Source organism: Buttiauxella izardii (genome assembly GCF_003601925.1).
Taxonomy (GTDB): Bacteria; Pseudomonadota; Gammaproteobacteria; order Enterobacterales; family Enterobacteriaceae; genus Buttiauxella; species Buttiauxella izardii.
In genome coordinates, this window is sequence record NZ_QZWH01000039.1 from 93,041 (window position 1) to 103,679 (window position 10,639).

At 55.4% G+C, this 10,639-nt stretch carries 9 protein-coding genes and 1 riboswitch; of the genes, 8 read left to right on the forward strand and 1 reads right to left on the reverse strand.

Annotated features, from left to right (window positions below; genetic code table 11):
• Nucleotides 1–187 precede the first annotated feature (187 nt).
• Nucleotides 188–282: riboswitch (guanidine-I (ykkC/yxkD leader) on the forward strand.
• A 60-nt stretch (nt 283–342) separates the two neighbouring features.
• The 8 genes from D6029_RS16770 (at nt 343) to D6029_RS16805 (ending at nt 10,394) form a co-directional block, all read left to right on the forward strand.
• Entirely contained in the window at nt 343–1,398 is a 1,056-nt protein-coding gene (locus tag D6029_RS16770) for a putative urea ABC transporter substrate-binding protein (RefSeq protein WP_120065887.1), read from the forward strand.
• A 14-nt stretch (nt 1,399–1,412) separates the two neighbouring features.
• A complete protein-coding gene (locus D6029_RS16775) occupies nt 1,413–2,225 on the forward strand; it encodes an ABC transporter permease (protein WP_120065888.1) in 813 nt (270 codons plus the stop codon).
• Nucleotides 2,226–2,234: 9 nt separating this feature from the next.
• Nucleotides 2,235–3,137, forward strand: a complete 903-nt coding sequence (locus tag D6029_RS16780) for an ABC transporter ATP-binding protein (protein WP_120065889.1) — start codon at nt 2,235–2,237, stop codon at nt 3,135–3,137.
• 30 nt (nt 3,138–3,167) lie between these two features.
• Nucleotides 3,168–3,881 (forward strand): urea amidolyase associated protein UAAP1, encoded by a 714-nt coding sequence (locus D6029_RS16785; RefSeq protein ID WP_120065890.1) that lies wholly within the window; start codon nt 3,168–3,170, stop codon nt 3,879–3,881.
• Nucleotides 3,875–4,510 carry an urea amidolyase associated protein UAAP2 gene (locus D6029_RS16790; protein ID WP_120065891.1) on the forward strand — a complete coding sequence of 212 codons (636 nt, stop codon included), beginning with the start codon at nt 3,875–3,877 and terminating at the stop codon, nt 4,508–4,510. Before D6029_RS16785 ends, D6029_RS16790 begins: the two co-directional genes overlap by 7 nt.
• A 78-nt stretch (nt 4,511–4,588) precedes the next feature.
• Complete coding sequence (gene uca, locus D6029_RS16795) at nt 4,589–8,197, forward strand: urea carboxylase (RefSeq protein WP_120065892.1); 3,609 nt, start codon at nt 4,589–4,591, stop codon at nt 8,195–8,197.
• A 255-nt stretch (nt 8,198–8,452) separates the two neighbouring features.
• The gene (locus D6029_RS16800) at nt 8,453–9,835 is read left to right on the forward strand and encodes an MFS transporter (RefSeq protein WP_120065893.1); all 1,383 of its coding nucleotides are present in this window, start codon (nt 8,453–8,455) and stop codon (nt 9,833–9,835) included.
• Between the two features lie 268 nt (nt 9,836–10,103).
• On the forward strand, nt 10,104–10,394 hold the full coding sequence (locus D6029_RS16805; RefSeq protein ID WP_120065894.1) for an HTH-type transcriptional regulator: 291 nt from the start codon (nt 10,104–10,106) through the stop codon (nt 10,392–10,394).
• 104 nt (nt 10,395–10,498) lie between these two features.
• Here D6029_RS16805 and D6029_RS22685 read toward each other — a convergent pair.
• The coding region (locus D6029_RS22685; RefSeq protein WP_244212420.1) for a hypothetical protein at nt 10,499–10,639 on the reverse strand (141 nt) is incomplete at its 5' end.

The window sequence follows — 10,639 nt, forward strand, 5'->3', positions numbered from 1 at the left end:
TGGTGCACTTTCCTGCCCCTTTCTGCACCTTGCTGGCGCAATGCTTATTGGCAGTGCAACGCCGAAAAATCACGTTAATCAATTGTAATTAAACGATAAACAACACTGCATTCAGATCTGGCATTCATTTTGCTGAGATCACCTTGCAGGGGTGATAAGCGGGCAACCGATGTCGCCAGACAATTTGAAAATGGATCACTAGGGTTCCGGTCGAAAGATGCTGGTCCGAGAGTGATCGACCGCCCTCTGGCGGTTACACGGCGGGACAAAAGCCCGGGAGGATAAGCGACCATTGCGCGCCGCCCTCCTGCACCTTTTTCCGCAACCGTCAGAGGAACCACCATGCTTAAAGCTTGCCACCGTGGAATCTTATTTGCCGCACTCGCGCTGTTTAGTGTCAGCAGCTTTGCCGCAAAACCCTCATTTAAACTCTGCTGGTCTATCTACGCAGGCTGGATGCCGTGGGATTACGCCCAGCAAAGCGGCATCGTCAAAAAATGGGCTGATAAATACGGCATAGATATTAAGTTCGTGCAGGTTAACGACTATATCGAATCGGTGAATCAATACACCGCCGGAGGATTTGACGGCTGCACCATGACTAACATGGATGCGCTGACCATTCCCGCAGCCGGCGGCGTCGATAGCACCGCGCTGATTATTGGCGACTACTCCAACGGCAACGACGGCATTCTTTCCAAATCCGCCAAATCTATCGCTGAGCTAAAAGGCCAGCCGATTAACCTCGTCGAGCTTTCGGTTTCCCACTATTTACTCGCCCGTGCGCTGGAAAAATCGGGCCTCAGCGAGCGTGATGTGAAAGTCGTAAACACCGCCGATGCGGATCTGGTCGCGGCATTTACCACGCCGGACGTGAAATCCATCGTCACCTGGAACCCGCTGTTAGCCGAAGCGCAGAAACAGCCCAACGCCAAACTCTTGTTCTCTTCCGCCCAAATCCCCGGCGAAATTCTCGACCTGTTAGTGGTGAACACCGAAACCCTGAAAGCCCACCCGGAACTTGGCAAAGCCTTGACCGGCGCATGGTTTGAAACGCTGAAAGTGATGCAGGGGGAATCGGAAACCGCCAAAACCGCCCGCACGCAAATGGGCCAGGCCGCAGGCACAGATTTAGCCGGATTCGACGCCCAGCTCGCCGCCACGCATTTATTCAGCGACCCGAAACTGGCGCTCGATTTCACCGACAGTCCACAACTGAAAGCCACCATGCAGATGGTCGCCGAATTCTCCTTTAAACACGGTTTATTGGGCGAGGCCGCGCCGTCAGCCGATGTTGTCGGCGTAGCGACACCAGCCGGAAGCTGGGGCGATACCAACAACACCAAACTGCGCTTCACCGACGAGTTTCTTCGTCTCGTCGTCAGCAACGCGCTGTAAACCGGAGATGCCCGATGCGCAAAATCATTAACTATCACCCTCAGCCAATGCCCCGCGTGCTGATGGGCGCCTTGCCATTAGTCGCGGTGATTTTCTTTTATCTGGTGTCTTCTGATGCCCGCCTTGCGGCGAACAGCTACGACAAACTGCTGCCGGGATTTGATGCGATGTGGGCGGCTATCGACCGCATGGCGTTCACGCCAAGCCCGCGTACGGGCGAATATCTGTTCTGGACAGACAGCGCCGCAAGCCTGCTGCGTTTGCTGGTAGGCGTCGGGCTGAGTGCCTTTCTGGCGCTGGTTTTCGGCCTGTTTTGTGGCGCGCTTCCGGTGGTTCGCTCGGTGCTTTCCCCGCTGATTACCCTGATTGCGCTGATTCCCCCGCTGGCGATTTTACCGATTTTATTCATCACCTTTGGGTTGGGTGAAGTCTCAAAAGTGGTGCTGATTGTTATCGGTATTACGCCGTTTATCGTGCGCGATTTGCAGCTTCAGGTGCAGGCGATTCCCCACGAACAAATGGTGAAAGCCCAGACGCTGGGCGGCCACAGCGCGCAAATTCTCTGGCGCGTGGTGCTGCCACAACTGTTGCCGCGCCTGATTGACGCGGTGCGTTTGTCGCTGTGTTCCGCGTGGCTGTTCCTGATTGCCGCCGAAGCCATCGCCGCCACCGAAGGGCTGGGTTATCGCATCTTCCTGATGCGCCGCTACATGGCGATGGACGTGATTCTGCCTTACGTGGCGTGGATTACGCTGCTCGCTTTCACCCTCGACCTGCTGCTGCGCGTGGTTAATCGCCGCTGCTTCCCGTGGTACTACGCAAAATAAGGAGGCGCTATGGCGTTGCTCGAACTGAAAAATATCGAAAAGCACTACGGCGACCAGGTGGTGCTGGAACGGCTGAATGTCAGCGTTGAAGAAGGGGAATTTGTCTCGATTGTTGGCGCGTCAGGCTGCGGGAAAACCACGTTCCTGAAGATGTTGCTCGGGACGGAATCCGCCACCAAAGGCCAATTTTTACTTGATGGCAAACCAATCTCGCAAGAACCGGATGCCCAGCGTGGCGTAGTTTTCCAGCGCTACTCGGTGTTTCCGCACCTGACCGTGATTGGCAATGTGATGCTGGCGGAGGAATTCAGCACCGCCCGCTGGCTGGGGCGCGTGTGGGGCAAGAAGCGCCAGGAAATTCGTGAACGCGCCCGCGCCATGCTCGACCAGGTTGGCCTGTTGTCCGCACAAAACAAATACCCGCACCAGCTTTCCGGCGGCATGCAGCAACGCCTGGCGCTGGCTCAGGCGCTGATGAAACAACCGCGCATTCTGCTGCTCGATGAACCCTTTGGCGCGCTCGACCCCGGTATTCGCAACGAAATGCACCTGTTGATCAGCAATTTGTGGGAGCGCCATCGCCTGACCATTTTCATGATTACGCACGACCTGAAAGAAGGGTTTTCGCTCGGTTCACGTTTGTGGGTTTTCGACAAAGTTCGTCACGACCCGCAAGCGCCGGACCGCTGGGGCGCGAGCATTACTTATGACATTCCGCTAGACCGACAGCCCGCAGGGAAGGCCACCCTCACCCCAACCCTCTCCCTGAGGGAGAGGGAGAACAACGACACCGATCAATCCCCTCTCCTGGGGGAGAGTCCAGAACTCGATCAATCCCCTCTCCTGGGGGAGAGTCCAGAACTCGATCAATCCCCTCTCCTGGGGGAGAGGGCCAGGGTGAGGGCGTCCTGAACCCAAATTGATAACCATAAGGAGCCAAACATGACCTACCAAACCGAACTCCCTGCGGGCAGCCACTGGTCGCTGATCATGCGCCGTGGCACTGCGCTCACGCTTACCGACATCGATGGTGGAGTAAACGCCGCCGCCCTGTTTTACAACCCGGAAAACCTGCTGGAGCGCTATAACGCGCCGGACACCCTGAAATGCCAGCACACCTTCCGCCTCACCGCCGGGCACTGCCTGTATTCCGATATGGGGCGCATTTTCTGCGGCATTGAACAAGACAGTTTCGGCTGGCATGAAACCGTCTGCGGCAGCAGCAACGCGGCGCAAATCGCCGAACAATTTGGTGCGCTGGATTACCAGCAAGCCCGCAACGAACGCCATCAAAACGGCTACGACAGCTTCCTGATTGAACTGGCGAAATACGGCCTCGGTAAGCGCGACATGGCAGCCAATATCAACTTTTTCGCCAAAGTCACCGCCGGCGACGAAGGCGATTTAAAACTGGAACAACAGGGGCTTGCTGGCGCGTCCGTCACGCTGCGTTTTGCGATGGACACCTTAGTGATTCTGCATTCCTGCCCGCACCCATTGAACGAGGCAACGACTTACCCGCGCCAGGCGCTGGGGATCTCGCTGGATGCCACCCGCCAGCCGCTGCCGGAAATCTGCCTGCAACGTGAAGAAAACTGCCGTGGCTTGCATAACAACGAACTTTATATCCTGACTGAAGGAGCCTGCGGATGCTGACTGAAAGCCCACGCCATACAGAAACCGCCCATCTGCGCGCCACGGTAAGCGCCGGAGATTACTGGGTTTATCGCCTGCAAGAAGGCCAGACGCTGCGCATCACCGATCTGGAGGGCAACCAGGCGGCGGATACACTGTTTTATAACGCCGACGACACCGCCGAGCGCTACAGCGTGACCGACACTTTGCGCGGCCAGCGCAACGTTTTCCTCACCAGCGGCAGCGTTTTGCGCTCCAACGAAGACCGCCCGATGCTGGAAATTGTGGCGGATACCTGTGGCCGCCACGACACCCTCGGCGGGGCCTGCGCCACCGAAAGCAACACCGTGCGTTACTCATTAGAAAAACGCCATATGCACGCCTGCCGCGACAGCTGGCTGCTCGCCGTGGCGCAGCACCCGGAATATGGCCTGACGCGCCGCGATATCACGCACAACATCAATTTCTTTATGAACGTGCCGGTCACTCAAGAAGGCGGATTGCAGTTTGCCGATGGCATTTCAGCGCCGGGGAAATACGTCGAACTGGTGGCGAAAATGAACGTTCTGGTGCTGATCTCCAACTGCCCGCAGCTTAACAACCCGTGCAACGGTTACAACCCAACGCCGATTGAAGTCGCCGTCTGGTAATCATTTTGCGCTGCGGGACGGCCCGCACTCCAGCGCCCGAATTGACAGCAGGACGACCTGCGAGCCTGAGAAACAGCTATGTTTAAACGAGTCTTGATTGCCAACCGTGGCGCGATTGCGGTGCGTATCATCCGCACCCTCAAGCAAATGGGCATCACCGCAATTGCGGTTTATGCCGAAGCTGATAAACACTCCCAACACGTTCGCCAGGCCGATCTCGCCTTCTCTTTAGGCGACGGCAACGTGCGCGAAACGTACCTCAACCAGGACAAACTATTTGCGATCATCAAAGAAAGCGGCGCAGAAGCGGTGCATCCGGGTTACGGTTTTCTGAGTGAAAACGCCAGTTTTGTCGAGCGCTGCGACGCAGAAAATATCGTTTTCCTTGGCCCGACAGTTGAGCAAATGGCAGCTTTCGGCCTTAAACATCGCGCCCGCGAACTGGCCGAGTTGAACCATGTTCCGCTGCTTTCTGGCAGTGGCCTGCTGACTTCGCTGGATGTCGCGCTGGAAGAAGCAAACCGCATCGGCTACCCGGTGATGCTGAAAAGCACGGCGGGCGGCGGCGGGATTGGCATGCAGTGTTGCGATAACGCATCGGCATTGAACGAGGCATTTACCCGCGTAAAACGCCTCGCAGGCAATAACTTCTCCGACGATGGCGTCTTTTTAGAGAAATTTATCGCTCACGCTCGCCACATCGAAGTACAAGTTTTTGGCGACGGGGCGGGCAACGTTATCGCTCTGGGCGAACGTGATTGCTCGGCACAGCGCCGCAACCAAAAAGTGATTGAAGAAACTCCTGCCCCACGCTTGTCTGACGCGACCCGCAGCGCCCTGCACCGCACGGCGGTCGAGCTTTGCAGCGCGGTAAATTACCGCAGCGCCGGAACGGTGGAATACGTTTACGACGACATCAGCGAGCAATTCTGGTTCCTCGAAGTGAACACGCGTTTGCAGGTGGAACATGGCGTGACCGAGATGGTTTACGGCGTGGATATTGTGGGCTGGATGGTGGCGCTGGGTGCAAATGAGCTGCCAGCATTAGAATCTTTGCGCACGTCGCCGCAAGGCCATGCGATTCAGGTGCGCGTGTATGCCGAAGATCCGGCGAAGAACTTCCAGCCGGTGGCTGGGCTGTTAAGTGAAGTGATATTCCCGCAAGCGGTCGACGGCGCAACGCTTCGCGTCGATCACTGGCTGGCGACGGGCTGTGAAGTCTCACCGTTTTACGACCCGATGCTGGCAAAAGTGATTGTTCATGCCGATTCGCGTGAGCAGGCGCTAAGCTCACTTTCAAAAGCTTTGCAGCAAACGTCGCTGTATGGCATTGAAACCAACCTCAACTGGCTGCGATATTTACTGACTTTGCCAGAAGTGCAACAAGGGCGAGTGATTACCGCCACGCTCGGAAAAGTAAACTGGCAACCTGCGACGCTGGATGTATTAACCGGCGGCACCATGACCACCATTCAGGACGCGCCGGGGCGCAGCGGTTACTGGCATGTCGGTGTGCCTCCTTCCGGCCCGTTCGACAATCGCGCCTTTACCGTCGGCAATAAATTGTTGGGCAACGACGCACAAGCCGCTGGCCTGGAAATTACCTTGCGCGGCCCGACGCTGCGCTTTAATCAGCCATGTGCGTTTGTGCTGACAGGCGCAGAAATTGCCGCAACGCTGGATGGCGAGACGGTTTCAACCGGTGTGATCGTCAATGCCAACGCGGGGCAAGTTTTAACGCTCGGCGATATTATCGGCGCGGGTTGCCGCAGCTATTTGCTGCTGGCGGGCGGGCTGAATTGCCCGGAATATCTCGGCAGCCGTAGCACCTTTACGCTGGGGAAATTTGGCGGGCATGCCGGGCGTGCTTTGCGTGCAGGAGATGTTTTGCATCTTGCCGCCGCCGAGCACCGTAACGCCGCTTCATTAGCCGCAGAAGATTATCCACAGCTCAGCAATAACTGGCTGTTGCGCGTGGTTTACGGGCCGCACGGCGCACCGGAGTTTTTCACCGAACAAGATATTGAGGAATTTTTTGCCGCCCGCTGGCAGGTGCATTACAACTCGAGCCGCACCGGTATTCGCCTGATTGGCCCCAAACCAACCTGGGCGCGTAGCGACGGCGGCGAGGCGGGAATGCACCCATCAAATATTCACGATAACGCTTATGCTTTTGGCACCGTGGATTTTACCGGGGATATGCCGGTGATCCTCGGCCCGGACGGCCCGTCGCTCGGCGGCTTTGTCTGCCCGGCAACGGTTATTAGTGACGATTTGTGGAAGTTGGGGCAGCTTAAGGCCGGAGATACAATTGAGTTTGTGGCGGTGAGTTTGGATGACAACCTTTGCCCTCACCCTAACCCTCTCCCACAGGGAGAGGGGATCGCCCACAGTTTGCCTTCGCTTGGGGGTGAGGGCGTCCAATGCCCAATAATTTCCCCAATCCTCTACCACGATCCCGCCCACAACGGCATGCCGTCCGTCACCATCCGTGCGGCGGGCGACCGCTTTTTACTGGTGGAATACGGCGAACAAGTGCTGGATATCGCGCTGCGTTTTCGCGTTCACGCGCTGATGCAGTGGCTGGAAGCGCATCCGCAGGAAGGCCGTCTGGAGCTGACGCCAGGCATTCGTTCGCTACAAATTCATTTCGACAACCACCGTTGCCCGCGCCAGCCATTGCTGGAAACGATTATTGCCGCCGATCACGCGCTGGGCGATTTACAAAACGCTAAAGTGCCGTCGCGCACCGTCTGGCTGCCGTTAAGCTGGGACGATGCCGCCTGCCGTGAAGCCATCACCCGCTACACTCAGTCGGTTCGCCCCGGCGCGCCGTGGTGCCCGAGCAATATCGAGTTTATTCGCCGCATTAACGGGCTGGACTCCATTGACGACGTGAAAAAAATCGTCTTTGACGCCAGCTATTTAGTGATGGGTTTGGGGGATGTTTACCTGGGCGCACCCGTTGCCACGCCGCTTGACCCACGTCACCGCCTGGTCACCACCAAATACAATCCGGCGCGAACATGGACTGCGGAAAACTCGGTGGGAATTGGCGGCGCTTATATGTGCGTTTACGGCATGGAAGGGCCTGGCGGCTATCAGTTTATCGGGCGCACTTTGCAAATGTGGAACCGCGACCGCCAGACTGAAGTGTTCACTAAACCGTGGCTGCTGCGCTTCTTTGACCAGATTCGCTTTTACGAAGTCAGCGCCGAAGAGTTACTGGAAATCCGCGAGCGTTTCCCGTGGGGCGACTATCCGCTACGCATTGAAGAAGGCGAATTTAGCCTCGACGCGTATCAGCAAATGCTTGAGCAGGAAGCCGAAACTATCGACACCTTCCAGCAGCAACGCCAACACGCGTTTGATGAAGAACTGGCGCGCTGGCGGGCGGAGGGGCAATTCACCTTCGATAGCGCCCTTGATGAAACGCCGACTAACGATGAGTTCATTCCCGACTCCTGTTGCGGTGTGGAAAGCCAGGTCGCCGGGAGCGTGTGGCAATGGCTGGTTGAGCCGGGCGAGCAGGTGAAAGCCGGGCAAACCATTGGCATTCTGGAGTCGATGAAAATGGAAATCCCAATTACCTCGCCGGTGGATGGCGTGATTCGCACCTTCCAGCGCCAGCAGGGCCATCAGGTTCATGCCGGGCAATTGTTAATGGTGATTGAAACCGCAGCATAAAAGTAAATGTTGCTTGATTGTTAAGCCCCTCACAAATCCGGTGACATCCTGTCGCCGGAAAGCCAATCTCAACCTATTAATATTTAACGCTTAAATTCATTGTCGCTACTGGTGCCCGTATATTCAGTACGATAATCGCACACAAACACCTGCCGATTGATTGCCCAAACGCTTGCTGAGTGGTTTGATTTAACGAACGATTAACGAATTATTGTTCGATAATCGAACACCTCAGCATCCTTCAGGACGTGCCTTATGACAAAGACAACAACGACTGATATTCAGGCATTTATTAACGACAACCGCTTTTCGAAATACCAGTGGATGATCCTTATCCTCTGCTTTATTACCGTGGCACTCGACGGCTTCGATACCGCGATTATTGGTTTTATCGCCTCTGACCTGGTGCAGGAATGGGGCGTGCAAAAATCGGATCTTGGCCCGGTCATGAGCGCGGCGCTAGTCGGGCTAGCGGTGGGCGCGTTAACCGCCGGGCCGATGGCTGACCGCATCGGGCGTAAAAAAGTGTTGGTGTTGTCGATTTTAGTTTTCGGCGGTTTTAGCCTGCTGACAGCGTTCGCCACCAGCCTGACCTCCCTCGCCCTGCTGCGTTTTTTAACCGGTCTTGGCCTTGGCGCTGCGATGCCTAACGCCGCAACGTTGATGTCCGAATACGCGCCAGAACGTAAACGGGCGTTACTGGTAAACCTGATGTTCGTGGGCTTCCCGATTGGTTCGTCGATGGGCGGTTTTGTCTCGGCGTGGATGATTCCGCATTACGGCTGGCAGAGCGTTTTAGTGCTCGGTGGCGTGATGCCGCTGATTCTTTCCGTAGTGCTGATGATTTGGCTGCCAGAATCCGCGCGTTATCTGGTGGTAAAAAACAAACCGCAGAAAGATATCGCCACGATTATGCGTCGCATCGCCCCACTGCCATCAGGTGAAAACCTGCGCTTCGTGCTGAACGAAGTGGGCGGTCATATTAAAGATAAAACCGCACTGGGCGTGATTTTCTCGCCGCGTTATCTGGTGGGAACCTTAATGCTGTGCCTGACCTATTTCATGGGCCTGCTGATTTTCTATCTCCTGACCAGTTGGCTGCCGCTGCTGATTCGTGAAACCGGCGCGACACTCAGCCAGGCGTCGATTATCACCGCGCTGTTCCCGCTCGGTGGCGGTATTGGCGTGCTGATTATTGGTGCGCTGATGGACAAGCTGAACCCAAATAAAGTGGTCGCGGTGGGCTATTTGCTGACGGGGCTGTTCGTCTGCCTGGTCGGTTTCTCTACTTCGAGCCTGGTGTTAATGGGTGTGATGGTGTTTATCGCAGGCACCATTATGAACGGCGCACAATCGTCGATGCCTGCGCTGGCGGCAGGTTTTTACCCCACGCAAGGGCGTGCAACCGGCGTGGCGTGGATGTTAGGGCTGGGGCGTTTCGGCGGGATTTTGGGTGCGTTTAGCGGCGCATTCCTGATGCAGGCCGAGCTGTCGTTCAAAACTATTTTCATGCTGCTGGCGATTCCGGCGGTGCTTTCCGCCACCGCACTGATGGTGAAATCCTGGGCCGGGCTGCGAAATCCTGCTGAAAAGCGCAGCGAGAATCACGAACTGGATAACACTACGCAAAAAGCATGATGGCAAAATTCATTACTTGAAAAGCGACACGGCGGGCAAACCCCGCCGTTTTGCCTTTTTCGCATATCCATTTACAAATTTATACGCACCCCGCCAGTTCACCGATTTTTCAATTCGTTAAGCCCCTTAGTTTTTTGCTGAAACGCATAAGCTGCATGCAGCAAAAAAATAGTTAGCGTGAAAATCATCGGCACGCTTTTTTTCCATCTATTCTTAATGAGCTTCTTACGTGTTCACTGTCCATTGTGTGATTTATGAGGAGTACTCGATGGAATATAAAGATCCAATGATTGAACTGCTGAGCAACCTTGAGCAGATTGTTTTTAAAGATCGACCGCAAACGCTGGCTATGAATGATAAGCCGAATGCATTTTCAGAATTTGAACAACTCAGAAAAAGTACCGGACTTAAGATTGATGATTTCGCCCGCGCAATGGGCGTGAGTGTAACGATGGTACAGGAGTGGGAATCAAAACGAATCAGACCCTCCAATACCGAACTGAAGTTGATGCGCCTGATTCAGGCGAATCCAATGATCAGTAAACAGTTGATGGAATAAGTTTTTACCCTGATGCTTATGACATAAAAAAAACCGCCTAGGCGGTTTTTTTTATTGCTGACAACGCTTTTTCGTCGGTCGGATCATCCGACAAAGCTACGTTGTTACTGAAGCAGCGAAATATCCGCCACTTGCAGGAACAACTCACGCAATTTAGCCAGCAGCGTCAGACGGTTAATACGCAGCTCTTTGTCTTCTGCGTTCACCATCACTTTGTCGAAGAACTTATCGACCGGTTCACGCAG

What these genes read in the sequence shown, in the direction of transcription:
- D6029_RS16770 (WP_120065887.1), top strand. Translation starts at nt 343, where the DNA reads ATGCTTAAAGCTTGCCACCGTGGAATCTTATTTGCCGCACTCGCGCTG.
- D6029_RS16775 (WP_120065888.1), top strand. Translation starts at nt 1,413, where the DNA reads ATGCGCAAAATCATTAACTATCACCCTCAGCCAATGCCCCGCGTGCTG.
- D6029_RS16780 (WP_120065889.1), top strand. Translation starts at nt 2,235, where the DNA reads ATGGCGTTGCTCGAACTGAAAAATATCGAAAAGCACTACGGCGACCAG.
- D6029_RS16785 (WP_120065890.1), top strand. Translation starts at nt 3,168, where the DNA reads ATGACCTACCAAACCGAACTCCCTGCGGGCAGCCACTGGTCGCTGATC.
- D6029_RS16790 (WP_120065891.1), top strand. Translation starts at nt 3,875, where the DNA reads ATGCTGACTGAAAGCCCACGCCATACAGAAACCGCCCATCTGCGCGCC.
- uca (WP_120065892.1), top strand. Translation starts at nt 4,589, where the DNA reads ATGTTTAAACGAGTCTTGATTGCCAACCGTGGCGCGATTGCGGTGCGT.
- D6029_RS16800 (WP_120065893.1), top strand. Translation starts at nt 8,453, where the DNA reads ATGACAAAGACAACAACGACTGATATTCAGGCATTTATTAACGACAAC.
- D6029_RS16805 (WP_120065894.1), top strand. Translation starts at nt 10,104, where the DNA reads ATGGAATATAAAGATCCAATGATTGAACTGCTGAGCAACCTTGAGCAG.